Consider the following 25636-nt stretch of genomic DNA (forward strand, 5'->3'; position numbering starts at 1 on the left):
GTGCCACAGCCCACACAACAGGCCGCCCGCAGACATGAAAGGCCGTAGCTGCCCGCAGACACGAAAGGCCGTGGCCCCGGGCCAGATGCCCCCAGAGACAGTCCCCCCATCGACGAGCACGGCAGCCAGGCCACACCATCACCTACAAGCACCGCCAGGCCCCACAGCCTCCTCTTCTGGGCACCATCCGGATAGGTTGCGCGTACGCGGATAGGTTATGCACATCCGGATAGGTTATTAAGCTATCCGGATGCTCGTTACCTATCCAGATGTTCGCTTCCTATCCGGATGCTCGTTTCCTATCCGGATGCGTATTGTCCCCGGGGACACCCCGTCATCGACGAGCACGGCAGCTAGGCCCCATCAATTTCGCACGTAATTCCCTCGCGACTACTTCAAATTTTGAAGTCACACTGTTGGAATTGCAACGTTTCCAGCGATTGTTGAAACTTCACCCAAACGAATTACGTGCGAAATTTTGGAAAACAGTGCCACAGCCCACACAACAGATCGCCCGCAGACATGAGAGGCCGTGGCCTCCCGCAGACACGAAAGGCCGCGGCCCCGGGCCAGATGGCCCCGGGCCACGGCCTCGTGCACGAAACGTCAGATGTCGTAGGTCACCGAGACGGGCGCGTGATCCGAGAAACGCTCCGCGTACTCGTCGGCGCGACCGATCTCGAAGGAGCTCGCACGCTCCCCCAGCGCGGGCGTCGCGTACTGATAGTCGATGCGCCAGCCCGCGTTGTTGACGAAGGCCTGGCCGCGCCACGACCACCACGAGTAGGGGCCCTGCACGTCACCGGCCAGGTCGCGCACGGTGTCGCGCCATCCCTCGTCCACCCACTGGTTGAGGAAAGCGATCTCCTCGTCGAGGACGCCCGCGCGCTTATTGTGGTTCGGCTTCCAGTTCTTAATGTCGGCCTGCGAGCGAACGACGTTGAAGTCGCCGCACACGAGCGACGACATGCCACCGGCAGCCTCCTCGGCGAGCAGCTCGGCCATGCGGGCCCCAATGCGAGGCAGGTGCGCCATCTTCGCCTCCTGCTTGGGCGTATCCTTCTCGCCCGAGTGGAAGTAGGCCGAGACGACGCGCACGAGGGCATTCCTACCGTCGGGGCGCACCACGGCCTCGAGCCACCGGCCCGAATCCACGTCCGTCTCCGCATCGTCGAGGATCACGCGAGGCCCACCTTCCAGGCTCGCGCGCCCGCGCCGCGCGGCCACACCCACGCCCGCGCGCCCCTTAATACGGCAGGGAACCCACACGCTCTCCCAGGCCTCGCCCATGATCTCGCGGGAAATCTCCTCCGGCGCACGCACCTCCTGCATGAGCAGCACGTCTGTACCGCTCCCCTCCAGCCAGTCGAGGAAGCCGCGCTTGTGGGCGGCGCGGATCCCGTTCAGGTTCACGGTGGTCACCGTCAGAGTCATCGTTTTCTCCTTAACAAGAGTTTTCTTCAGTCTAGATGAACGAGGAGGCGCGGCGAGGAATGGGTATCCTCACCGCGCCTCCGCTACGTTCGCGGGCAACAGCCCCGTTTCTTGAGGCTACGCACCGCCGGTCAGCTCGCGCCGATTCCCGCCTGGCGTTCCGCGGCCTCGACGACGTTCGTGACGAGCAGGGCCCGCGTCATCGGGCCGACGCCGCCGGGGTTCGGGCTGATCCACGCGGCGACCTGGTCCACTCCGTCGGCGACGTCGCCCTTCAGGCGAGCCTTGCCGTCTGCGTCTCTCACGCGGCTCACGCCCACATCGAGGACGACAGCGCCGGGGGCGACCATGTCGGCGGTGATGATCCCAGCGGACCCCGCCGCTGCGACGATCACGTCCGCCCGGCGCACGTGCTCTGCGAGGTTTTCGGTGCCCGTGTGGCACACGTCGACCGTGGCATTGACTTCCTTGCGCATGAGGAGCAAGCCGATCGAGCGACCCACGGTCACGCCACGGCCGACGACGCATACGTTCTTTCCGGCCAGGTCGATCCCGTGGCGCTCCACGAGCTCGATGACCGCGCGCGGAGTGCACGGCAGCGGCGACTCGATGGGACCCGAGCCTCGCAGCACGAGGCGTCCGAGATTCATCGGATGCAGACCATCCGCATCCTTCGCGGGATCGATACGCTCCAGAACGGCGTTCGTGTCGATCCCGCGAGGCAACGGCAGCTGCACGATGTAGCCCGTGCACGCGGGGTCAGCGTTAAGCTGATCGATCGCGGCCTCCACCTGCTCCTGCGTTGCGTCGGCGGGCAGATCCACGCGGATCGACTCGGCGCCGATCTCGGCGCAGTCGCGGTGCTTGCCCGCGACGTAGGCGACCGAGCCGGGGTCCTCGCCTACCAAGATCGTCCCGAGGCCCGGGACAACCCCGGCCTCGCGCAGGCGACCCACGCGCTCCTTGAGCTCCGCCTTAATGGCGGCCGCGGTCGCGGTGCCGTCCAGGACGCGTGCGCCGCCCTCCCAGGGAGCCCTCACTGCTCGAGCCCCGCGTAGAGGGGATGCTTGTCCGTGAGCTTCTTGACGCGGGCGCGCAGCGCATCCACCTCAACGTTGCCGCCGGAGGCACCCTGCGTCAGCGTCGTGCCGATGATATCCGCGACCTCCGCGAAGTCCTCCGCGTCGAATCCGCGCGAGGCCAGGGCGGGCGTGCCGATGCGCAGGCCCGAGGTGACGGCCGGCGGACGCGGGTCGAAGGGCACCGCGTTGCGGTTGACCGTAATACCGACCTCGTGCAGCAGATCCTCGGCCTGCTGGCCGTTGAGCTCGGACTCGACCAAGTCGACCAGGACCAGGTGGACGTCGGTGCCGCCGGTGACCAGCTTGATACCGGCATTCTTGGCGTCGTCGGCGCCCAGGCGCTCGGCCAGGATCTGCGCACCTTCGAGCGTGCGGCGCTGGCGATCCTTGAACTCCTCGGTCTGAGCGACCTTCATGGCAATGGCCTTCGCGGCGATCACGTGCATGAGGGGGCCGCCCTGCTGGCCGGGGAACACGGCAGAATTGAGCTTCTTGCCCCACTGCTCGCCGCGCGAGGAGAGGATCATGCCGGAACGAGGCCCGCCCAGGGTCTTGTGGACCGTCGTCGTGACGACGTCGGCGTAGGGAACGGGGTTCGGGTGCAGGCCGGCGGCCACGAGGCCGGCGAAGTGCGCCATGTCAACCCAGAGGGCGGCGCCGACCTCGTCCGCGATATCGCGGAAGGCTTGGAAGTCGAGGTGACGAGGGTAGGCCGACCAGCCGGCGATGATGACGCGCGGGCGCTCCGCCAGGGCGGCCTCACGCACCTTTTCGGGTTCGATGCGCATCGTCTCACGATCCACCTCATAGGCGACTGCACGATAGTTCTTACCCGAGAAGTTCAGGCGCATGCCGTGGGTGAGGTGGCCACCGTGGGCCAGGGACAGGCCCAGAATAGGGTCACCGACGTTCGCCATCGCCATCAGCGCGGCCGCGTTGGCCTGAGCTCCCGCGTGGGGCTGGACATTGACGTAGTCGCCACCGAAAACCTGCTTGGCGCGCTCGATCGCGAGCGACTCGGCGACGTCCACAAACTCACAGCCGCCGTAGTAGCGGCGACCCGGGTAGCCCTCCGCATACTTGTTCGTGAGGACCGAGCCCTGCGCCTGCAAAACGGCGCGCGGAACGAAGTTCTCCGAGGCGATCATCTCGAGGGTGCCGCGCTGACGCTCCAGTTCGGAGTCCAGCACTGCCTGGATCTCGGGGTCCAGTTGCGCCAGCGTCATGTCGTTGAGGGAATCCATCGGGTTCTCCTGTTGATCATTCGATTGTGATAACAGCAACTTGTAGCCCAGGCGGGCGGCTATCGATGCCGATGCGTCGCTCCCCGGTGGTTGCCCACCTCAATCGCCAGTCACGACACGTCTTCAAGTCTATCTCGTGGCGTTTAGCTGCGCATTCTTCCACCATGTCAGGAAGCTACCACTTGGTCATCAGAGATCTTTGGCCACACTGCGAGACCGCTCCGGTGTAGGAAATCACAGCCCATTTTCGCTTGTACTTAACCCTTTGGTTAGCAAATAAGTTAACCGTATGGATAGACTAGGGTTAACACCTAACGGTGACTGAGGCGCACAAGGGTTATTTACTCGGTAAATATCCCGATCTGGAGGGAAAAGCTCCCTCTAACCGACCTACAGTATTTGAGTTTGAGGAAGTAGAAGGAAGACGCACAGATGACAACTTTGACGAAGCCAACTGCACGCGCCGCATCGACGGCACTCGCGCTCGAGCATGCGTCGGATTTTGCCGCGTCCGCCGACAACGCGATCAAGCGGATGTGCGACATTTTCGCCTCGCTTCTGGGCATTATTCTGCTGACCCCGGTCTGGATCATCGTCGCCCTGGCGGTGCGCCTGAACGACGGAGGTCCCGCCTTCTTCACGCAGGAGCGCGTGGGCCTCAACGGGACGACTTTTACCATGTTTAAGTTCCGCACCATGCGAGTGGACGCAGAGGCCATGAAGGCCTCCCTGGTGGAGGCCAACGAGGCCGACTCCAGCGCGGGAAATTCGATCATGTTCAAAATGACTAACGACCCCCGTATCACCCGCATCGGCGCCTTCCTGCGCAAGACCTCGATTGACGAGCTTCCCCAGCTTTTCAACGTTCTTCGCGGTGACATGTCTCTCGTCGGCCCACGCCCCCCGCTCCCCAGCGAGGTCGCTCAGTACGAGCCTCGCGTCATGGGCAAGTTCGCCGTGCGTCCGGGCATCACCGGCCTGTGGCAGATTTCGGGCCGCTCGAACCTCTCCTGGGATGAGACGGTCCACCTGGACCTGTCCTACGCCCAGCACCGTTCCCTCACGCTCGATGCGTGGATCATGCTGCAGACGGTTCCCGCTCTGCTGCGTCACGAGGGGGCCTACTGATTCTTTCTGCGTGTGTGTGATTGGGTGAGGCCCGAGCCATCCGGCTCGGGCCTCACCCTTTCTCTGCGCTTGATGCCCTGCGCTTGATGCCCGTTCCCTCGGGTGCCGTCGCGAGCCGTATCCGCGCCCTTCACGGCGGCATGGACGACCGCGGCACCCTTCCGTCCCCCGCGCTGTGAGACACTGCGTGGGCGGCGATCACCGCGGCGTTCTTCGCCACCCACCGGCCGCAGAGGGGCACTCAACCCTACAGCTCGCCTCACAGGCGTGCGGCGCCGCCCTCCGGGCCGCCAGAGGCTCACTCGTGGACGCGCCGGCAGTGCAGCGAGAGAGTAATTCGTGCTGCGCGGGCGGTCACATGTTTGACAGCTTCGAGAGCGTGAGGCCGAAACTGAGGCGTTCAACACCACTGTCAATCATCAGATAACGGTTATTCCCCAAACATGAGGGACGTCTCAAGACACACCCCCGGCCCCGATCGCAGGGCTCCCCAATCGAGCGAACACTGACCTGCTGACCTGCTGCTTTTGCCCCTACGGGCTCCCTTCACGACAGACCAGCCGGACGTTGAAGGTACCCCTGCACTCCCAGACTCCTGACCGAGAGGACGCTGCGTATCGGCGTGTCGCCGGCGTGTCGAGGCTCTCATGCTGCAATTCCCCCTTGGCGGCCCGAGGGCGGCCGGATTCTAGGGTTGGCACCCAACGCACGCACCCACCGGGCGGACCTCCGCCACGCACGGCCCACAGAGCATACAAAAGGGGCGGGCCGGACCACACAAGGTCCGGCCCGCCCCTGCCGCTCACACGCGCGGGCGGAGCGCCCTGCTCAGGCCTGGCGACTCACGGCGAGCCCCAGATCGAAGAAGGAGCCCATCGCCTCAAGGCGGCTCACGAGCTGCGGCGCGTGAGCGATGAAGTCGAGGGCCTCGACCGTGTAGCGCTTCGTCAAACGCTTGGGCTCGTGCGCGATGCGCCACGCCCAGCCCAGGCGGGCGGCATGCACCCAGTCCGGGAAGTAGTTGTCCGCTGCACGCGCGTACTGGTCGATCCATCCGCCCGCCGTGCACACGGATGCCTCGGGCACGAGCCCGAGTGCGACCGAGGCGACGACCTCCTGCAAGCCAGCGCCCAGGCCCACGATGACGAGCCGGGGGTCGAAGTCTGCCAGTACGGAAGGCTGCGCCTTGAAGCGGCGCAGTCCGTCGTAGCCGTCGATGACCTGGACGTCGAAACGCTCCAGGCGCTGCGCTGCCGCCTCGCCGGCCTCGGGAACGGCACCGATCAGGGTGATTCGAGTGCCGTCGTCAAGGCGAGAGAAGACGTGGGGCAGGACAAGGTCCGCCGACGTGCGAGCCACTTCGTGTCCGGCTGCGCGCAGTCGCATCTGCAAGAGCGTGCCGTCGAAACCGACGGTGTTCATGCGCGCCAACGCACGGAAGTCGGCGTGCAGCAGCGACCAGTGGTTGAGCCACGTGGTGGCGTGCCCACGGGTGAGCACGCGCTGCGCCATCGCGTCGAAGGCAGGATCGTCAGCGCTGGCGCCGACCGCGCTGGCGGCCTCGCTCTGGTCGAGGCCGCCAGCGTTGGGCGACTGGTGAGTCATGTCGATTACCTCAGCAGGCTTGCTTTGAGATCGAAGGAAACGGACACAGCTCCAGCGTAGTTCGCGTGCTCTTCGACCGCGATGCGATTGACACCATCTTTCAGGAGATCACGCGGAACGGTGATGGTCTGGAGGTTGTTCTTGGCCGTGCCCAGCGAGACGTTGGACTTGGCGTTCGTGTTCGGGGTGATGGTTCCTTCCGGCATGTTGATGCGCTTGACTTCGGTTCCGTTGATGTAGACAACGGCTCCGTCGTCGGCGCGGACATTGAGCGTGAGCTCGAAGTCGGCGCTGATGGTACCGAGGTTGACGTCGCGGGCGAAGTAGTTCGTGATCGCGCGGTCGGAGGGGGCCAGGTCGAAGGGGGTACCGGCGTCACGGTCGCCCCAGCCGAGCGGGCTGGCGCCATGCTTCCACTTGGACAGGTCGCCGGTGGAGTTCCAGTCGGCGCCCGGGTTGTCCTTGGAGTTCCAGTAGTTCCAATACATACCGGTGGGCAGGAACTCACCGAAGTTGACGCCGGAGACGTCGAGGACCTCGAGCGGCTTGTCCGGGTCGGGCACGATCGGCTCGTCGGGCTGCGGCTGGGGCTGCGGCTCGGGTTCGGGCTGCGGCTCGGGCGTGGGCTCGGCGCCCTTGGCGACGACCTTGACCGTGCCATCGACGCTCATCGAGGAGCTGGAACGGTAGTTCAGGTGGGTTTCCACGGCGAGCGTGTTGGTGCCGGCGACCAGCGAGGACGCGGGTACGAAGACCAGCTGTCGGTCGGCGCGTGCGGAGGCGCTCGACACCGAGGCGGAGGCGTAGGTGGAGCCGTCGACGGCGCCCTCGCTCATGCGCTGACGCACGACCTCGGTTCCGTTGACGTAGACCACGGCCCCGTCATCAGCCGTCACGGCGACGTTGACGCCGCCGATGGCGGAGGGGTCAGCGACCGTGAAGGTGGTACGCGCGTAGGTGGTGATGGGGCGGGTCTTGGCCGCGCCGGGCTTGAGGACGGTGCCCAGTCCGGTCGCGCCGTAGCCGATCGGGGCGGTGCCGCGGCTCCAGGAGGAGTCGTCGAACGAGGTCTGGGCCCAGTCGCTCGCGACCGCGTCGGTCGACCAGTGGTACGCCCAGGTGGCGTCTTCGTCGACGAGCAGGGTCGCGTCGTCGGACTGGTCGGGCTTGCCGTTGGAGTCGACCACGTAGGCGTGGGTCGAGGCGCCGACCAGGCCGTCGGAGGCGACGGCGCGCACGAAGAAGCGGTTGTTGCCGCCCAGGGGCACGGTGACGGACGTCGAGGTCGTGGTGGCGATCGTGCGGTCATCGCGCAGGATCTGGTACGAGTCGGCACCCGGCACAGAGGACCACTTGAGGGTCACCTGCTGGGAGTTGCCGTCGGAGGCGCGCAGGTTGGCGGGCACCGCGGGGGCGGTGGCGTTGCGGGCGGGCATGCGCACGAAGCCACCGGACCATTGCCCGTCCGTCTTGGAGGTGTAGGAGTAGTTGAAGTCGCCGCCGGCCCACAGGGCGCCGTCGTCGGCCATTTCCAGGGACCACGCGCCGGTGGAGCGCAGGGAGGACAGGCGGTAGGGGGTCCAGCCGAGCTGGCGGCCGGTGGCCTCGTCCCATCCGCCGACCCACTGGATCTCGTCGGCGCGGGTCCAGGTGTTACCGAGCGCCAGGTAGTGGTAGGCGTCCTGGAAGGTGAAGTCGGAGCAGTGGCACGAGCCGTAGATGACTCCGGTGGCGGAGCGCGTCGTGGCCTGCAGGTCGCCGCCGTTTTGCATCGTGATGGACCCGGAGGTGCGGGTCATGTCGGACGTGTTGTAGCCGAACAGCGAGTGCTGGGAGCCACCGAAGTAGGCGCGGCCGTTACCGACCGTCACCGCCTGCTGGTACTTGCCGATCAGGTAGGAGTGACGGAAGGACCAGGACTGGTCGAGCGTGGCACCCGCGGACGTCTCGACGCGGGCGGCGTTCTCGGCGACGCGATCGTGGATACGCGTGAAGAATCCGGCCGCGTAGAGGTACGTGTCGGCCTCGTCGACGTCGATATCGATGACGGTGCCGTTGATATCGGGGTTCCAGGAGCGGTCGGGTGTGCCGTTCAGGTCAAGGCGCCCGGCGTTACGGGCGTAGACGGAGGAAACGCCGTTGCCCGACAGGTGGGTGAAGGCACCGGCCAAGTAGATGCGTCCGTCGATCACCTTCGCGGACTTCACGCTGACGCGCCCGCCGCTGCCGTTGCGCACCTGGAGGTTCCACGAGGGGTCGATCTGCCCGGTCGCGGGGTCGATGAGGACGGTGCCCACGTGGGTTTCGCCGTTGACCTTGGTGAAGTCACCGACGGCGAGGAGCTTGCCGCTGGGCAGCTCGACGAGGTCCTTCACCTGGTTGTTGAAGTCGAAGGTCTGGCCGGTCCACACTCCCGTGGTCGCGTCGAAGGCGGCGAGGCCGTTGGAGGTGATCGCCGAACCGTTCTTGCCCTTCTGGACGCCGGTGAAGTTACCGCCGACGTACATGGTCGAGCCGATCTGCTCGAAGGCCTGGACCTGAATGTTGCCCTCTTGGATGGAGCCGTTCAGGTTACCGGTCACACCCCACATGGTGGGGGCGGCGTACTCGGAGACGGAGGCCTTCTGGGTCTCGGCCGCGGTGCCGCCATCACCGATGGCGCGGAAAGAGGAGTCCGTGGAGCGCAGCTCAGGGCGGACGTAGACCTCGGCGTAGGGGTTAATGATGGAGCCGTTGCGGTGGAAGAACGACGTCGAGGAGGAGGTGTCGTACCACGAGGATGCCAGCGGCCCGTAGCCCCAGCCCATCGTGTACTTGTTCTGGGGGGAGGCCGTCAGGTTGACGTATCCCCAGCCGGTGTTGGTGCCGAAGCCCGACCAGACGATGCCGCCGTTGACCCACCACTCGCGGTTGAACTTGACGTTCACGGGGTGAGCGCTCTTGAACGGCCAGATGAAGTCACTCATCTTGGGGAACTGCATGCGCACGGTCTGGTAGGCGGTGCCGCGGTAGTTCCAGGCGCGCTGGACCATGACGCCGTCGGCCAGGTCGGAGACCTTGGTGCCGCCGAGCAGGCCGTTGACGGTCTCGTGGGAGGCCTGGATCACCTCGAAGTCGCCGGGGGTACGCGAGCGGGTCGCGAGCTTGGACTCGTCACCCTTACCCTGGCTCCACGTCTCCCAGCCCTCACGGCCTCGACCGATGAGGACCCAGCCACCGCCGTCCGTGCTCTGGTCACAGAAAAACTGGCGCGGGGCATCCATGGTGGCCGTCTGGAGCCAGTAGGTGCCGTTTTCCGAGCGCGGATCGTTCTGCTTGATCTCCCAGCACGAGGCGGCCGCGGTGGCCTCGGAGAGGCCGTCGTGGAGGGGGTCAACAGCAGCCTGAGCTGCGACGGGACTGAGTGCAAGCACTCCGAAACCGGTTATCGATGCCAGGCCGAGGGCGAGGCAGCGGCGGAGAAATTTCATCGGATCCTCACAGGTATCACGTTAATGGTTACCACTAATAGTGTCACGAAAACCCCCGTCACTCAACCACTTGGTTAGCGGAAAATTAGAGTCCTTGACCACATATAAGGGAGCCCTCGCCGCGAGGGCGAGGGCTCCACCTGTCAACAGATTTTCACGAGGAAGTGCGGATCGCGTCAAGCGATGACAACCTCGCGCAAACCGCCGCGAAGCGACACGATAGTCGCATTATTTGACCATGTTTGCAGTCAGATCGAAGGTCATCGACGCGGTGCCCTTGTAGTTGACATGCTCCTCAACACCGATGCGGTTCACCCCGTCTGTCAAGGAGCTCGCAGGGATGGAGACCTCGAGCAGATCGGAGGACGCCTTGGAGACGGTGACCGCCTCGTTCGCATAGGTTGTGTGAGTAATGTTTCCATCCGACATACGCTTCGTATCGACGATGGTCCCATTGATCCGCAGGACGACACCATCGTCCGCGCGTACCTTGACGACCAGGGAGGTCGCGGGCGTAATGGTGCCCAGGTCGATATCGCGTGCGAAGTAGTAGGTGACGGCCCGGTCCTTCTTCGCGATGTCGAGGGTGGTGGCAGCGTTCGCGTCGCCCCAGCCGATGGGCCCGGCGCCGCGCGACCAGTCGGCCAGGGAGCCGGTGGTCGCCCAGTCGGAGGCGGGCGCGCTCGTCGAGGTCCAGTAGTTCCACTGGGTGGTGCCCGAGGGGATGACCTCGCCCGAGGTCATGCCGCGCACGTCGATCGGCTGGGTGGCGTCACCGAGGTTCTGGGGCTCCGCCGGCAGCGAGGGCTCATGGGAGTCGGAATTGTCCGGGGTGCCCTCCACTCGGAAGATCGACGCCTGCATACCAACGGTCGCGGTGCGCATGTAGTTCACGTGCGTCTCGACCGCGATGACGTTGTCGCCGCTGTGCAGCAGGGCCGCGGGCACGAAGACCTCGGACATGGAGTCGACGGCGGCGCTGTAGGAGGGGGCGTAATCCGCTCGGGTCTGGTAGCTGACCGTGCCGCTTCCCATGCGGGTGCGGTCGACCTCGTGGCCGTTGATGTAGACCACGGCGCCGTCGTCGGCCATGTACCTGACGGTCACGCCCTTGATGGCGCTGGCGTCTCCGACCTGGAAGTGGCTGCGGAAGTAGGAAGTGACGGGGCGCGAGTCCTTCGAGCCCAGGACAGTCGCGATGCGCGAGTCGCCGTAGCCGAGCGGTGCGGCGCCGGTGGGCCACTGGGAGTCGTCGAACGAGGTGCGGGCCCAGTCCTCGGAAGCGGGGCTGTTCTCCGCGCGGTAGCGCCACGTGGCTCCCGCGTCCAGCAGGACCGGGTTGGCCGGATCGACCTGGCCGTAGGCCGGGGGAACGTAGACCGGGGTGGTGGCCGAACGGTTCCCCGCGGCGTCGACGGCGCGCACGAAGAAGCGGTTCTCGCCGCCGCGCGGGACCTCAATGCTGGTCGACTCGGTGGAGCCGATGGCGCGATCGTCGCGCAGGACCTCGTAGGAGACCGCGTCGGAGACGCCTTCCCAGGTGAGGGTCACGGTCGAGGCCGTGGCCGAGGAGGTGCGCAGGTAGGTCGGGGCCTCGGGCGCGACGTTGTCACGCTTGTCGTAGCGGGCGAAGCCGCCGTTCCACTGGCTATGCGTCGAGTCGGTGAAGGACAGGGTGAAGTCGCCGCCGGCCCACAGGTTGCCGTTGGTGTCGGTCGTGAGCGCCCATGCGCCGGTCTTGCGGCGCGAGGAGAGCTCGAAGGGGGTCCAGTGCAGGTTTTCGCCGGTGGTGGCGTCCCACGCGCCGACCCACTTGATCTCATCGATGCGCGACCAGTTCTCGTTGACTCCCCAGTCGTACTTGTCCTGGTAGGAGCCGTCGGAGCAGTGGCACGAGCCGTAGATGACGCCGTTGGCGGAGATGGTCGAGGCCTGCAGGTCGCCACCATTACTGAGCATCAGGGAGCCCGAGGTGCGCAGGTTGGTACCGGTGTCGTAGCCGAAGAGGGAGTGCTCGGAGCCACCAATGAAGACGCGTTTGCCCGCGGCGGAGATGGTCTGCTGGTACTTCCCGGCGCTGACGGTGGAGGGTTGGAAGTCGAAGCTCGTATCCTGCGCGGCGCCGGGCGCGGTGGAGAACTTGGCGGCGTACCAGGCGCGATCGTTGCCATGGGCGCGGGTGAAGTGTCCGCCGGCGTAGAAGGCGCCGTTGTCCTCGCTGACGGCGACGGCCTGCACGGAGCCGCTCAGCTCGGGGTTCCAGGCACGGTCGGGGCGTGCGTTCAGGGCCACGCGGGCCGCGTTACGGCCGTAGACGTTCGAGACCCCGCCGCCACTGAGGTGGGTGAAGACACCGCCGAGGTAGACGTAGCCGTCGTAGTAGTCGAGGGCGCGCACGCTGACCGTGCCACCGCGCAGGGCGTTCTTAATGCTCAGATCCCACGAGGGGTCGATCGCGCCGGTGGACGGATCGATGACGACGGTGCCGATGTGGGCCTCGCCGTTGACGCGGGTGAAGTCGCCGGCCACGAGGAGGCGGCCGTCGGGCAGTGCGAGGAGGGCCTTGACCTGCGCATTGAAGTCGAAGGCCTGGCCGGTCCAGTCGCCGGTGTTCACGTCGAATGCGGCCAGGCCGCGCGAGGACGTCTCGGCGCCGTTCTCACCCTGCTTGACGCCGGTGAAGTTGCCGCCCACGTACATGGTGGACCCGACCTGCGCGAAGGCCTGAACCTGGATATTGCCTTCCTTCACGGAACCGTTGAGGTTACCGCTCACGCCCCACGAGGTCTTGGCCGCGTAGTTGGAGACGGCGCGGCTCACGGTCTGCTCGGCGCCGCCCGTGTCCGGCAGGCGGGCGAAGTCCGAGGAGTCGGAGGAGATACGCGGACGCACGTAGGCCTCGGAGTAGGGGAAGATCGTCTGTCCGCTCTTGTGGAAGAAGGAAGTCGAGGACGAGACGTCTCCACCCCAGCTGGCCGCGCCCGTGCCGTAACCCCAGCCGATGGTCCAGTCGGTGCGGCTCGAGGGGTAGACCTGGAGCGCGTTCCACGCCTGGTCGTAGCCGGGGGTATTCCACATGTAGGTGTAGATGCTCGCTCGGTTGTCGAGGGAGACGTGGACCGGGTGGGCCATCTTGAAGGGCCACACGAAGTCCGTCATCTTGGTGAACTTCAGGTCGACCGTCTGGTACGAGCGACCCGAGGCACTCCAGGAGCGAAGGACGCGCACGCCGTCCGCCTGATCCTTGACGTTTTCGTTGTTGAGCAGCTGGTTGACGGTGGCGTTGGAGTACTGGACAACGTCGAAGGCGTCGGTGTTGCGCACGCGCGTGGTCAGCTTCGAGGTGTCGCCCTTGCCGCCGCTCCAGCCTTCCCAGCCCTCACGGCCGCGGCCGATGAGGACCCACCCGCCGCCGTCTGTCGTCTGGTCACAAAAGAACTGCGCCGGGGCGTCCATCGCGGGGGTCTGCAGCCAGTAGGTACCGTCGGAAGCCGCAGGATTGCGCTGCTTAATGTCCCAGCAGGACGCCGCGGCAGTGGCGGCACTCAGGCCGTCATGCGTGACGGACTGACCGGGCTGACGGATATTATCTGCGTGCGCCATCGGGGCGAACGCGAGGGACGCACACGCAACAATCGGCGCGGTTGCAACGATTGCAAGGCGCGAAATTGCAGAAGCCATGACACGACCTTTCGACTGAACGATAACTTGTTGCATAAATAATTACACAACAAGTGCCATCTGATCAACCGGTTGGTCAAGCAGGACTTTCACAGGAGCCCCACGCGCCCCATGGTTAACCCCGTCGGTTCCTCGCGAGGGACCCAAGTCCCGTCAGATGCAGGCGATCGCGGAAAAGCCAGCAAACACAGGCAAAAACCAGGACCGAGAGGGCTGAGCCCGCGACGGTCGCCACGAAGGAGTCACGCCCCAGCGCCCACGCTATACAACCGCCCGGAATCACCGCAGATGCGCCCACAACGAGAATCGGCTTGACCACCTCGGACAATTTCGGTGTCACACCGATGAAGCGCGAGACCTGAACAGTCGCCATGGCCGCGTCAAGCACCATGCACACCGCCCACACGACGGCAGCCGCCACCATTCCTCCACGCGGAATAAAGATGAGGTTACCCACAACGTTGAGGCTCAGCACCACGATCTTGTTGACCGCGGCCCAACCCGAACGCCCGCTCATGATGAGCAGCGAGTGAATGTTGCCCGCCATGAACGTGACGATGGAACCGATACACAGCACCACGAGGACGGTAGCCCCCGGGGCGAAGCTCTCGCCCAAGATCCGCATGAGCGCGGGTGCAAAGATCGCCATCAAGGCGTAGATCGGAGCGGCGAAGAGAACCAGCCAAATCGACGCCGTGCTGTACAGGTCCCGCAAGTCCTTCGTGCGCCCCTGATGCAGGAGCTTGGAGAACTGGGGAGACACGACGACGCGCAGGGCCGTGTCCACGACCATGCCAGCCTGAATGAAACGAATCGCGCCACCGTAGATGCCCGAGGCCGCGTCGCCGGCGAGCAAGCCGACCAGCAGAACATCAAGCCACTGCAGGGCCTGCTCCAACCCCGCCGTCAGGGTGCGCGGCAGCGCAAAAGCGATGACCTGACGACGACGCGCGGCCCCGGGCCAACGCCCCACCGAATCCGCGACCGATGGCATGTGACGCAGCAACAGCCACCACGAGGCGACCAGAACGATGACGAACGGAAGCGCCCACGCGACCGACACGAAGGCCAGCGACCCGGTCAGAGCGGCCGCGAGGGCGACGAGCAGAGGACGCAGGCCCGGCAGGAGCAGGTTTTGGACGAGGACGTACTCGCGCATGTTGCCCAGAGCCCGCAGCGCGGCTGACGCAACCAACGTCAGGGCACCGATCGGCACGAACCAGAGGACTGCACGGGTGGCCCCCGCGACCTCCTCATTCCAGATCAACGGGGCCACGGCCTCGAGAACGAGCACGCAGACGGTGGACACGCCCACCGTCATCGTCGCCATGAACGACAGGGTCGCGCGGATCTCCTCGGGCGCATCCAGGGACAGGCGGGGCATCAGGTAGATCGCCGTGGAGTCGAGGCCAACCTTCGCCAACGCCATGACGATCGCGAAGACGCCCGTCGCCTGGGTGACGACGCCCGCACCCTGCGCCCCCAGCATCCGAGACAGGATGATCGTGAACGCGAAGCCCAGAATCGCCGACGCCGCCGCTCCGACGAAGCCGACGATGCCCCCGCGCGCGAGGGAACGCCTGGCTTGATTTGTCTCACTCATGAGTAACCTTCCCGCTACCGCGCGGTAGCCTTTCCCTATAACCGATCGATGGGATACACATGGACTTCAAACTCGATTCGCTCTCGCCCGCCCGCAAGAAAATTCTCCTGGCGGCCGCGATTCTCCTGATCATCGCCCTCGTCATCGCGGGTATCCTGCGCCTGACGGGCTCCTCCGACTCCGAGACGTCGGCAGCCTCGGGCATCCAGTCCTCCCCGGAGGACCAGTCGGCCGGGCCACAGTCCGTCGCCAAGACCATTACGCCGCAGTCCGCGGGTCCGGCCAACGCGTCGGGCTCGATGGGCACCGCGACGGAAGCCGGCGAGCAGGCCCAGTACGTCGCCAACACCCTGTGGAACGCGTACGCCGACCCCGAGCAGGCCCAGGCCACCGACCTGTCCTCCGTCCTGACTGAGTCCGCGCTCGAAGAATTCGATGCGCAGGCCCTGGAGTGGTCGAGGGACGGCACCCACGCCGAGGGCACGCCCACCCTGGAGAACCCGCAGATCATCTCCGATGACGGCGCTGGAAACGTCACCGTCTCGGTGTGCGTGGACTCCTCCTCCGTGCGCCTCCTCAACGACGCCGGGACCGCGCTGACGGACGAGACGCGCATGACCCGCGCCCTCACCTATTTTCAGTTTGTGAAGGAGGGAGAGAACTGGAAGCTTGCCGGTTTCTCCTTCCCCGACGACCCGACCTGTTGAGCCGCTCAAGCATCTGCGTGGCGAAAGCCCCGTCGTTCGCGGCGGGGCTTTGCCATTGCCCGAGGCGGACCGCCCGCGCGGCGCGCACGGTTCCGGCGACGCTGCCCGCCGTCGGCGCACCCTGCTCCACTGCGTTGGCGCGACGCAGAGGATCGCTCTCCTCCTCGAGGTGGCGCGACAGCAGGCTCACGGCAACAACGGAAATCATGAGGCCCGTGTTCATGCCGTAGTAGAACTGCTCCACGAGGGTCGCCAGGATGATGCCACCCAGAATCGAGCCGTACACGTCCTTGGCGCGCCAGATGCGCGGGAACATGCGCACGAAGAAGACGAGGAACAGGACCAGGCCGACCAGGCCGTAGGAGAAGATGACCGTCCAGAACTGGCCCTGCGTGCCCAGGGAGGGCAGCCACGGCGACGCCGAGGGACGCGGCGCGCCGAACCCGAGGAACGGGGACTGCTGGAGCTCGTACAGCGTCTCCAGGTAGTTCGAGGCGCGGTCCTCCGTCGACGAGGAGGCGGCGACGCGCTCAAGGAGCGACTGCGAGGCCGGGGTTGCCAGCCACGCGATGATGCCCACTGCGACGGCCGCGACGATGCCGAGCACCGTGCGCCAGGCCCCCGCGCGCAGACGCTGAAAACCCACCCACACGACGACGACGATCAGACCGATGTACATGCCACGATTGAGGGTCGCGGCGGCCGGAATCACCGACAGGGCGCACACGGCGGCCACGAGGAAACGCCACTTGGAGCGCTCGCGCCACAGCACGTAGGCGAAGACCAGCGCCAGCGGGAAGATCAGCGAGTAGACGTTGCCGTAGGTGTTGGAGTAGATGAAGGGCGCAGAGGGGCGCGGGTCGGAGAGGATCCACGACGACGGATTCCACTGGGTGGTCGCGCGCTTGGTGAACTCCTTGACGAAGTCGTTGGAGTGCAGGGCGCGCGGCACCAGGTAGTACATGAGTGTCTTGAATCGCAGCGTCGGGGCCGCCATGGCGATGAAGCCGCCGATGGTCGTCGAGGCCAGGAAGCCCCACATGGTGCCCACGATCGCGCGCACACTCAGCGTCTGACGCGCGTTATACGCGTAGACGGCGAAGATGCCGGGCGCCAGCTGAAGCAGGAAGCGGTAGAACGCGCCGATGACGCGCCCTCCCGAGTCGAGCATCGTCATGGAGGCCAGCACCCACGCCAGGAAGAACGTCCAGATGATCGTCCCGGGCGGGAAGCGCAGGCCGTGGCGGCCGATCATGAACACGACCATGATGATGGCGAAGAGCGGCCACATGAGGTCGCCGGAGCCGAGCACCCACCACAGGAAATACGCCGCATAGGCCACGACGAAGGGCCACGCCGGCAGCTCCTGCGCGTCCTCTCGCAGCGGCCCGATACGCGCGGCGGCGGGCTTCGTCCAGATTCCTCGGTGCGGACTCACGTGTCCGAGCTCCCTTCGGGGGCGCCGCGCTCACCGGACGAGGCCGGGGCATCGTCACCGCCGCTCGCGCCGGTGGGCGCACCCTGGGCGGGATCAGCGGCGCGCGCGTCGCGGCTGGGTGCGACCAGCTTGTTGCGCCTGCGCGAGGACAGGTACAGGAAGGGACCCTCCAGGAAGCCCTTGATCTCAGACCTGGTGAGGGAGCCGGGCACGTCGTCGTCGGTGCCCGCGACGCGGGCGCCGCCGGGCTTGATACGGTTCAGGATGGCGGGGACGCGGCCGATGAGGGTGCCGAGGACGGAGGGCTTGTCGATGATCGCCTTCGTGAGCAGGGCGGCCATGCCGGAGCCGTTGCCGCGGATCTGCTTGTCCAGGCCGGCCTCGTCGACGCGGTGGCGGTGATGCACCAGGGCGTCGGGCGTGTGGACGATGACGTCACCCGTGGCCAGGATGCGTGCGAACATGTCGAGATCTTCGCCGCCACGCGTGGAGGTTCCAGCGCCGAGAGCCGGGTCGAAGGGGCCGACCTCCATGAGGACGTCGCGGCGTATCGCCATGCACACGCCGGCACCCACGCGCGCGGTCGTGATCGGGAACAGCGGGCCACCGTCACCCTTTTCTCCCAGGGCCTCCAGGCCGCTGGGCACGTCGCCGACGCACCAGACGCGCGGACTCATGTCCTTGGGGAAGCCGCCGCGCGACTCGAACCAGCGCTGCGCCTTGTAGCGTTCCTCCAGGGGCAGGGCGATGCCCGTCGTCGCGGCCACGTAGGGCGAGGCCGTGAAGGGGTCGATCATGGCGGTCAGCCAGTGGGGATCGACGATGGCGTCGTCGTCCGTGAAGACGATGACTTCGCCGCGCGCCGCCAGGACGCCGCGGTTACGGGCGCGCGACAGGCCAGGGCGAGACGCGGAGACAATACTCATGCGCGTGTCGGTGATGCCGGCGAGCTTCTCGCGGGTCTGCCCGGTGTGCGGTGCGTTGTCCACGACGACGAGCGAGAAACGCTGGTGATCCTGGGCCAGGATGGCGCGCACCGCGTCCTGAAGCATGTCGCAGGAGCCGACCGTGCACATGATGACGGTGGCGTCGATGTCCGCCCCCGCGCCTTCTTCCCAGCCGCGGGCGCAGGCCGCCTCGACCTCGAGCACGCGCGGATCGTTCTCCGGGTGATCCGTGCCCTCAATCTCGACGAACGCGGAGTTTCGGCCGTTGTCGCGCACGAGAACGAGCGCGCGCGGGGACGTCGGGTCCCCCGAGACGAGCTGGCTGACGCGAGCGGTGCGGTCCACGTGCCAGATCGAGGCGGCCTTGTCGTCGAGAGTGGTGATCTCCTCGGCGCTCACTTCTTACCCTTCTTACCCTTGGTGTCGGTCGAATTCTTCTTCGTCGAACCCTTCGTGTCGGTCGAATTCTTCTTCGTCGAACCCTTCTTGTCCGCGGTGTCCTCGGTGGCCTTGTCGGGCATCGACTCCTTCGCAGGCGCAGCTTCCGTCGCCTCCTCCGAGGCCGGCTCCACGACCGGCTCCACGGCCTCGTCCTCGGGCTCGATGACCTCGAAGGCGGGCGCGGCGACGGCCTCGGCGCTGCCGGCGACCTGCCCACCCAGGTAGATCATGCCGTTGACCTCGCGGTTGATGAGCGCGAGCTCGTCGAGGAGGGCATGCAGCTTCGACAGGTCGTGGCCCTTACGCACGGCGATGAGGACGTGGCGGGAGGGACGAACCTCGTCGAGGAGGGAGGCGAGAGGCTGGTGAATGTCGATGAGGCGCGGCGCCGGAACGCGGGTTTCAGCCAGGGAGCGCGACAGGACGCGGTGCAGCTGACGGGCCTCGGGGTCCGACGCGTCGACGATCAGGTCGACCCAGTGGTCGCGGTCGATCGCCATCGCGAGCATGCGCGTGGGGGCCAGCCACGGCTCGGGCACGTTCTCTTCCGCGCTCCACACCGGCAGGGCAGTCAGGTCCGCCAACTGCGTGGGAGAGGTCAACGAGCGTGCGCGTGTCTCGCGCAGGAGCACCAGCACGAGGCCGGCGAAAACACCGACGACGGTGAAAATCAGGATGAGGCGAGCCTTGGAGGGCTCCACCGTGTCGCTCGAGGCGTCAGCGCTCGTAATCACGAGGCCGGCGCTGGCGTGGTACGGCTCCAGCTGGGCGACCTGCTCCTTGAGCTTGTTGATCTCCTTCGTCACCTCGTCGGCGCGCGGATCCTCCGTCACCTTGCCGTCCTCGTCGACGGTGGGCTGCAGGGTCCCCAGCTCGGCCTCCAGGGCGGAGATGTCCTCGTTCGCGGCGGCGGCCATCTCGTCGGCGCGCTGCTCCACGAGGGCTGTGCGCTGCTGCAGGTAGAACTCGGCGATCGCGTCCGCGGCCGCGACGGCCTCGGCGCGGGTCGGCGCCGAATACTCAATCTTCACGATCGTGCCATTCGTGTCGCCCGACACGTCCATGTTGGAGCGCAGTTCGGAAGCGGTCACGCCGCCGCCGAGCTTCTCAGCCGCCGCATCCAGGACCGTCGCGGACTTCGCGATGCCCTGCTCGGTGACCATGTCCGTCGTATTCGACAGGGAGGCGCGCACGACGGGGGCGGGAGTGATAGTCGGAGACGTGACGGTCATCGACACCGTCGCCGTGTGCGTAGCCGGAACACCGAAGGCAGCGACGACGCCGAGAACCAAACCAGCCGCGGTCCCCGCAGCAATCGACCTCCAGCGGCGCGCCAGGGCGTGACGCAGGATCTGCTGGCCGCCCGTGGGCGGAGGGGTAAGGATCATGACTGTTCTCCTTGGATGGTCGAGCGCACCCACGCGGCGCGCGCATTCAGCCGACGCTCGAGGGCGCGGCGGGGCTTGGCGGGTCGAGACGCGACCCCCTGAGTGTAGACCTGCACGAAGCGGTCGAGCTCGCGCTCGGCCTCCTCGCGAGGAAGCGAAACGATGGACACCAGGCGCGGCAGTGCCTCTCCCGTCAGCGACGTCGACAGGTCGGCGAAGGCCTGGGCCTGCTCCGGGCTCTTCCACGAATCCGCGCGCCACGCCTTATTGCCCGTGACCTGGCCCGGGTGGATGCGATACAGGAGGCCCCACGCCGCCAGGCGGCGGATGCGCCCACCGGCGGCGGCGACGCGCAACCACAGGTCGTAGTCCTCGGCAGGCACCGACCGGTAGCCGCCGACGCGGTCGATGACCTCTCGCGTCGCCAGCATGGTGGGGTGACACACGGGGTTGGTGAGTAGCAGGTGCCAGCCCATGTCCTCGGGCGTGATCTCGTAGGGTACGCGCGGCACCGGGCGAGAACCGCGCAGTTCAATCATCTGCGTGAACACCATGTCGTCACCGCGCTCAATCGCGCGCTGCGTGCGCCTGAAGCGGCCCTTCAGGGAGATGTCATCGGCGTCCATGCGGCCCACCAGGCGCGAATCCGTGCGCTCCATCAGCTGCGTCAAGACGCGCGAGACGCCGCCCTCACCCGGGGTGATGTCCTCAATGCGCAGGCGCGGATCGACCACGCCGCCGCGCGACGCGCCACGGATCGCCTCGCCCACCGTCGAATCGGAGGAGGAGTCGTTACCGACGACCAGCTCAGAGTCGCGGGGCATGGCGGCCAGCGTCGAGGCCACGGCGCGCCGGATCGTGCCCGCCGCGTTGCGCGCGGGCAGGATGACGGACAACTCAGGCACGGGACTCCCCCTGCTTCGCGGCGGCGTCGAGGGCCCGCAGGTCGCGGAAGCGGCGGCGCAGCGAGATCGACGAGTGCGCAACAGCGACCACGGCGAGGAACGTGTACAGCACCATGAAAGGAACGCCGAAGCCCCACAGGACGAAGGACCAGCACAGGACGCCCGGGTCGGTGGGCAGCAGCACGAAGGAACGCAGGTTACCGCCGCGCGTCTGCTTGCGTCCGGCCGCGCGCACGAACTGCTCGGCCAGGATCTGGCTCATAAACTGGCCCGACGTCACCCAGCCGTAAACGAGGGCCATGATCGCGAGCCACCAGGACTCGGGACGGTACACCATGACGGCGGCCGCCGTGCAGAAGTGAATCGCGGGCGAGCGGAACGCGTCAGCGACGTGGTCCACCCACTCCCCCGTCTTCGACGACGCGCCGGTCACGCGCGACACCTGGCCGTCCGCCGAGTCAAACATGAAGCCGACCGCCAGGGCCGTACCCACGATCAGGCCGCTCCACCACGCAGGGTCACACGCGACGAGAACGATGAGGCCGATCGTCGAGAAGCACACGGAGATGAAGCTGACGAAGTTCGGCGTCCAGCCGAAGGCCGCGCAGGCGGCCGCCACGACGCGCGCGGCACCGCGGTTCACCCAACGCATGTACGCGGGAACGCCCGCGCCCGGCTTCTGGGCGGCAGCCAGCGCTCTGCGATACGTCGTAAAACGTGTGCCCCACGAGGAGCCCGGCTCAAGCACCACGGGAAGGCTCACTGCTGCTCCCCTTCCGTCGCCTGCTCCGGCTTCTCAGCCGATGCCTCGTCAGTGAAATCCTCGGGCGCGATGAAGCGGCGCAGCTTCGTCGACGACGTCGACGGCGTGTAGGGCAGGTAGACGACGCGCGCGCCGACCTCCGCCATCTCCGCTTCGAGCTGAGCGCCCTTGGGAGTGTCCTTCCAGTCATCTCCCTTGAAGAGCACGTCGAAAGGCTGGAGGCGCCAGGCCAGGCGCTTGTCCTGATCCAGGTCCACGACCACCGCGTCCACGAAACGCAGCGACGACACGAGGTCGCAGCGCTCCTTGAGCGGAATGACGGGGGCGCGGCCCTTCATGCGGATGAGCGCCTCGTCGGAGGTCACGCCGACGACCAGTCGATCGCAGCGCTCGCGGGCGGCGCGCAGGATGTTGAGGTGTCCCTGATGGAACATGTCAAAACCACCGGGCACGTAGCCGGTGACAGGAGCGTGTTGCTGAGTCGTTTCGTCCACGTAACAAGTGTGCCATTTATCAGACGGTCAATGCGACGCTTACCCGCTAAATGACCGAAAGATCACGTCTCAGCGTTGCCCACCAAGTGACAAATAGAGCCGCGGAAGCTTGCAAACACAAGCAAATATGACCAGATGGCCGCACACCTTCTTGTTACAGGCTCCGACACGCCAGAGTTATCCTCCACCCACCCGTCGAGTCGCGGCGCGGTCAGCATCCACACAGATAGGGGGATGTCGGCGGGAGAACCAGAGGAGGCCTCGCCAGTGGGCGCGTCTACCCGCGCCGCCCCGCAGGGTCCTCGCAAGCTGCCCGAACGGCGGACGTCAACGCGAGAAGACGACCGTGCGGTTGCCGTTCATGAGGACGCGGCGCTCCGCGTGGAAGCGGACGGCCTGGGCGAGGACGCGGCGCTCCACGTCCTGCCCGAGCGCCACCATGTCCGGCGTCGAGTCGGCGTGAGAGACGCGAGTGACGTCCTGCTCGATGATCGGCCCCTCGTCCAGGTCGGCGGTCACGTAGTGGGCGGTCGCGCCGATCAGCTTGACGCCGCGATCGTGGGCCTGCGCGTAGGGGCGCGCCCCCTTGAAGGAGGGCAGGAACGAGTGGTGGATGTTGATGACGCGGCCCTGCATGGCGCGGCAGACCTGGTCGGAGAGGATCTGCATGTAGCGGGCCAGGACGACGAGTTCCACCTTTTCGGAGGCGATCAGGTCGAGGAGCTGGCGCTCCGCCTGGGACTTCGTGTCCTTCGTGACGGGGATGTTGAGGAAGGGAACGCCGTAGAACTGGGCGACGGGCGCCAGGTCCGGGTGGTTGCCGACGACCGCGATCACGTCGATGGGCAGGCCCTGCGTCTGCTGGCGGTACAGGAGGTCGGTGAGGCAGTGGCCTTCGCGCGAGACCATGATGATGGTGCGCAGCTTGCGGCCCAGGTCGTCGACGCGGTAGGTGGCGCCGAAATCCTCGGCGACGCGGGCCAGGCCCTCGTCGATCGGGGCGCGCCCCTTCGGAGAGTCGACCTCGACGCGCATGAAGAAGGTGCCCATGTCGGCATCGCCGAACTGCTGAGACTGGATGACGTTGCCGCCGGCCCCGCCGATCACGCCGGTCACGGCGTGCACGATCCCGGGGCGGTCCGGGCAGGACAGGGTCACAACAAGCTGCGCATTTTCAGTCATGCGTTCCAGTCTAACTAGGTTCATACCCACGAACGAGGCCGGGGCAGGGTTTGCGGGCGAAGCCACGGGGTTGCGGGGTGGTGCTATTGCTGGACGTGGCGAGGTCGCGTCGTTGCGGGCGGGGTTGTCGTCTGGACAGGCACCGCCACGGTTTCACGCGCGTTTCACGAACCGCCCGAGCCGGCGACCAAGTTTCACGCGCGTTTCACGCTCGCAGCCCGCGCACATCGACCCGCTCAGGGCACCTCGGCCCGATACCGAGCTTCAAGCCTTAGGACTGCGACACCAGGACCCCGCATGAACGTTCACTTGACACCAAAGCTGATTTGGATAGCAGCGCATAACCCTTCCCCTAGACAGGCTGCTACGATGCAAGGCAGTGAACCCAGAGCAAAGGAGCCACCATGGTCCGCGCCGACGATGAACACAAGAGCGCTAACGAGGCGGAGAAGAACACCTCGACGCAAAAGAACTTCGTCGAGAAACTGAAGTTCTGGAAGCGCTGCAAACAGGAAGACGACAAGACCGCACGACTAACCCACATGCCCGCCTGTCTGATGCACTGGTGGACCCCACTGCTCGTAGCGTTCATCCTGTTTAGCCTGAGTTTCATCTGCGCATTGGGGTGGGGATGGCAATGGCATTGGCCATCATCTAACGCAATGAAACTCTGCTTGACGATTGCTGGCGCAGGCCTTGCATTTTCAGCGTGGCAGCAGAGGAGCCACGAAAATTCCGCAAAAGAATACGAGCGACGCGAGCAGGTTCAACGTGATGAATACTGGAAGCGCCGCGAACAGGCATACCACCTCCTAACCTCCCCTAACCCCAGCACCCGACTAGGCGCAGTTGCACTCCTGCAAGAACTTGCTGAGATAGCACCAGGACTTCAAGAAAACTCCCACAGCGAGAAACACAACTTCCAGCAGCACATCATTACAACATTATGTAGCCAGGCGCGACACGAAGGTCTACTACTTGAGGAGGAAGGAAACAGGGATGAGCACGCTGCCATACAGAACGAAATCCTCACCTACCTATTCACCCCGTCGAGGCGTTCCGACAACGAACAAAATTCGGACGCTCCGAACACATTTCATATCAATCTATCGCACACCAACTTCTACACCCCACTTATTCTCCACAGCCTTCACATCGCGCAAAGTATCGACGTCAGAAATTCGACTTTTCACTCTCACGTCACCATCACGGATTCAACACTAAACTCTCTCCACTGGGCACACGCAAGTTTTCTATCACAACTTAACATCTCTGACTGCACAGTCATTCATGATCGCTTTCCTGACCGCCTAAAAGAGGCCACTTTTTCACACGTCATCTTCAAGTTAATCAAACTCAAAGAGACAGAACATCAGCTACAACTATCCGAACACAAGAAGAAACAAAGCGAAACCAACATCATCACATTCGAAAACGAGTGCCGCCTTTACGGAAGGCTAAAGCTAATCACTAAAGTGGGGTATGGAGACTACAGCTCAGAGAACATAACAATAACTAACTCCACTCTTGATTCAATCGAAATCACGAGCGGACAAGGCCACCCAAAGGACTTCCATGCAATTCTAACAATTACTGGATGCAAGATACTGGAAAGCCTTTACATACACAACATCAACTACTGGTTTCCAGCAGCTGAGGCTCTCACAGAATGGGAGCTAATGCAGATGTCAGATCAAGACATTCAGGACCTACAGTACGAACTAAATGGAATGTACTCACCTTTCCTTGGGGATGACCCCGCATACACCGATGCCACTTACACTCAACAAAGCGCAATTTACCTCATCAACAATTCATTTTCCGATACGCCACTTGAACACAATCCACAGTTTGAAAGCGTAAACGGATACGAGCACGGAGAAGGATGCCAAAGCGAAAAGTTCATAACATTTAAAGATAACGCAACACTCAGCAGAAGGCCTCTTAGGATTAGCGAGTGGTTCAACGACGAGGACGCATGCGATGATTCTGGCGATAATCGACGCATCGAGCTCCTTCCCACAGCCAACACTGAGTATCATCACCTGACTTAAAATTGGGCACGTAGCATAGCCGTTTCCACTCCCAACTCAGAGAAAACTTCGATATGCCTGAACTGCAGCA

At 65.2% G+C, this 25636-nt stretch carries 17 protein-coding genes and 1 riboswitch; of the genes, 3 read left to right on the forward strand and 14 right to left on the reverse strand.

Annotated features, from left to right (window positions below):
- Positions 1-606 precede the first annotated feature (606 nt).
- The 3 genes from QU663_RS08035 to glyA form a co-directional block, all read right to left on the reverse strand.
- Positions 607-1434, reverse strand: a complete 828-nt coding sequence (locus QU663_RS08035; protein WP_021612215.1) for an exodeoxyribonuclease III — start codon at positions 1432-1434, stop codon at positions 607-609.
- A 131-nt stretch (positions 1435-1565) separates the two neighbouring features.
- A complete protein-coding gene (locus QU663_RS08040; RefSeq protein ID WP_021612216.1) occupies positions 1566-2474 on the reverse strand; it encodes a bifunctional methylenetetrahydrofolate dehydrogenase/methenyltetrahydrofolate cyclohydrolase in 909 nt (302 codons plus the stop codon).
- Positions 2471-3760 (reverse strand): serine hydroxymethyltransferase, encoded by a 1290-nt coding sequence (gene glyA, locus QU663_RS08045; RefSeq protein ID WP_021612217.1) that lies wholly within the window; start codon positions 3758-3760, stop codon positions 2471-2473. Before glyA ends, QU663_RS08040 begins: the two co-directional genes overlap by 4 nt.
- A gap of 38 nt (positions 3761-3798) precedes the next feature.
- Positions 3799-3884: riboswitch (ZMP/ZTP riboswitch) on the reverse strand.
- A gap of 308 nt (positions 3885-4192) precedes the next feature.
- Between glyA and QU663_RS08050 the strand changes: the two genes are divergently transcribed.
- On the forward strand, positions 4193-4888 hold the full coding sequence (locus tag QU663_RS08050) for a sugar transferase (RefSeq protein WP_009056126.1): 696 nt from the start codon (positions 4193-4195) through the stop codon (positions 4886-4888).
- A gap of 828 nt (positions 4889-5716) precedes the next feature.
- Here the strand turns inward: QU663_RS08050 and QU663_RS08055 are convergent.
- The 4 genes from QU663_RS08055 to QU663_RS08070 all read right to left on the reverse strand — a co-directional run bounded on the left by QU663_RS08055 (position 5717) and on the right by QU663_RS08070 (position 15247).
- Complete coding sequence (locus QU663_RS08055) at positions 5717-6493, reverse strand: WecB/TagA/CpsF family glycosyltransferase (protein WP_021612218.1); 777 nt, start codon at positions 6491-6493, stop codon at positions 5717-5719.
- 5 nt (positions 6494-6498) lie between these two features.
- A complete protein-coding gene (locus QU663_RS08060) occupies positions 6499-9963 on the reverse strand; it encodes a fibrinogen-like YCDxxxxGGGW domain-containing protein (protein ID WP_021612219.1) in 3465 nt (1154 codons plus the stop codon).
- A gap of 228 nt (positions 9964-10191) precedes the next feature.
- A complete protein-coding gene (locus QU663_RS08065) occupies positions 10192-13644 on the reverse strand; it encodes a fibrinogen-like YCDxxxxGGGW domain-containing protein (protein ID WP_034481659.1) in 3453 nt (1150 codons plus the stop codon).
- 115 nt (positions 13645-13759) lie between these two features.
- Complete coding sequence (locus tag QU663_RS08070; protein ID WP_021612222.1) at positions 13760-15247, reverse strand: oligosaccharide flippase family protein; 1488 nt, start codon at positions 15245-15247, stop codon at positions 13760-13762.
- Positions 15248-15306: 59 nt separating this feature from the next.
- On the opposite strand from QU663_RS08070, the gene QU663_RS08075 reads away from it, so the two are divergent.
- On the forward strand, positions 15307-15954 hold the full coding sequence (locus QU663_RS08075) for a hypothetical protein (protein WP_034481661.1): 648 nt from the start codon (positions 15307-15309) through the stop codon (positions 15952-15954).
- On the opposite strand, the gene QU663_RS08080 is transcribed toward QU663_RS08075, so the two are convergent.
- The 7 genes from QU663_RS08080 to purU form a co-directional block, all read right to left on the reverse strand.
- Positions 15875-17392 (reverse strand): O-antigen ligase, encoded by a 1518-nt coding sequence (locus QU663_RS08080; RefSeq protein WP_021612224.1) that lies wholly within the window; start codon positions 17390-17392, stop codon positions 15875-15877. The genes QU663_RS08075 and QU663_RS08080 overlap by 80 nt on opposite strands.
- Positions 17389-18738 carry a glycosyltransferase family 2 protein gene (locus QU663_RS08085; protein ID WP_021612225.1) on the reverse strand — a complete coding sequence of 450 codons (1350 nt, stop codon included), beginning with the start codon at positions 18736-18738 and terminating at the stop codon, positions 17389-17391. The genes QU663_RS08080 and QU663_RS08085 overlap by 4 nt, the downstream gene beginning before the upstream one ends.
- A complete protein-coding gene (locus tag QU663_RS08090; RefSeq protein WP_021612226.1) occupies positions 18735-20168 on the reverse strand; it encodes a chain length determinant protein in 1434 nt (477 codons plus the stop codon). The genes QU663_RS08085 and QU663_RS08090 overlap by 4 nt, the downstream gene beginning before the upstream one ends.
- Positions 20165-21073, reverse strand: coding sequence for a glycosyltransferase (locus QU663_RS08095; RefSeq protein WP_021612227.1), 909 nt, complete (start codon positions 21071-21073; stop codon positions 20165-20167). The genes QU663_RS08090 and QU663_RS08095 overlap by 4 nt, the downstream gene beginning before the upstream one ends.
- Positions 21066-21836: a CDP-alcohol phosphatidyltransferase family protein gene (locus tag QU663_RS08100; RefSeq protein WP_034481663.1), complete on the reverse strand. Its 771-nt coding sequence runs from the start codon at positions 21834-21836 to the stop codon at positions 21066-21068. Before QU663_RS08100 ends, QU663_RS08095 begins: the two co-directional genes overlap by 8 nt.
- Entirely contained in the window at positions 21833-22330 is a 498-nt protein-coding gene (locus QU663_RS08105; RefSeq protein WP_034481665.1) for an adenylyltransferase/cytidyltransferase family protein, read from the reverse strand. The genes QU663_RS08100 and QU663_RS08105 overlap by 4 nt, the downstream gene beginning before the upstream one ends.
- A 327-nt stretch (positions 22331-22657) precedes the next feature.
- Positions 22658-23512 carry a formyltetrahydrofolate deformylase gene (gene purU, locus QU663_RS08110; protein WP_021612230.1) on the reverse strand — a complete coding sequence of 285 codons (855 nt, stop codon included), beginning with the start codon at positions 23510-23512 and terminating at the stop codon, positions 22658-22660.
- Positions 23513-23916: 404 nt separating this feature from the next.
- Here purU and QU663_RS08115 point away from each other — a divergent pair, with 404 nt between their 5' ends.
- On the forward strand, positions 23917-25566 hold the full coding sequence (locus tag QU663_RS08115; RefSeq protein WP_021612232.1) for a hypothetical protein: 1650 nt from the start codon (positions 23917-23919) through the stop codon (positions 25564-25566).
- The last annotated feature ends 70 nt before the right edge of the window (positions 25567-25636 follow it).

This window comes from Schaalia sp. HMT-172 (assembly GCF_030644365.1).
GTDB lineage: Bacteria > Actinomycetota > Actinomycetes > Actinomycetales > Actinomycetaceae > Pauljensenia.

Bases quoted from the DNA above. Each gene is read 5' to 3' on its own strand.
- QU663_RS08035 (WP_021612215.1), bottom strand. From the start codon at position 1,434: ATGACTCTGACGGTGACCACCGTGAACCTGAACGGGATCCGCGCCGCC.
- glyA (WP_021612217.1), bottom strand. From the start codon at position 3,760: ATGGATTCCCTCAACGACATGACGCTGGCGCAACTGGACCCCGAGATC.
- QU663_RS08050 (WP_009056126.1), top strand. From the start codon at position 4,193: ATGACAACTTTGACGAAGCCAACTGCACGCGCCGCATCGACGGCACTC.
- QU663_RS08055 (WP_021612218.1), bottom strand. From the start codon at position 6,493: ATGACTCACCAGTCGCCCAACGCTGGCGGCCTCGACCAGAGCGAGGCC.
- QU663_RS08060 (WP_021612219.1), bottom strand. From the start codon at position 9,963: ATGAAATTTCTCCGCCGCTGCCTCGCCCTCGGCCTGGCATCGATAACC.
- QU663_RS08065 (WP_034481659.1), bottom strand. From the start codon at position 13,644: ATGGCTTCTGCAATTTCGCGCCTTGCAATCGTTGCAACCGCGCCGATT.
- QU663_RS08070 (WP_021612222.1), bottom strand. From the start codon at position 15,247: ATGAGTGAGACAAATCAAGCCAGGCGTTCCCTCGCGCGCGGGGGCATC.
- QU663_RS08075 (WP_034481661.1), top strand. From the start codon at position 15,307: ATGGACTTCAAACTCGATTCGCTCTCGCCCGCCCGCAAGAAAATTCTC.
- QU663_RS08090 (WP_021612226.1), bottom strand. From the start codon at position 20,168: ATGATCCTTACCCCTCCGCCCACGGGCGGCCAGCAGATCCTGCGTCAC.
- purU (WP_021612230.1), bottom strand. From the start codon at position 23,512: ATGACTGAAAATGCGCAGCTTGTTGTGACCCTGTCCTGCCCGGACCGC.
- QU663_RS08115 (WP_021612232.1), top strand. From the start codon at position 23,917: ATGGTCCGCGCCGACGATGAACACAAGAGCGCTAACGAGGCGGAGAAG.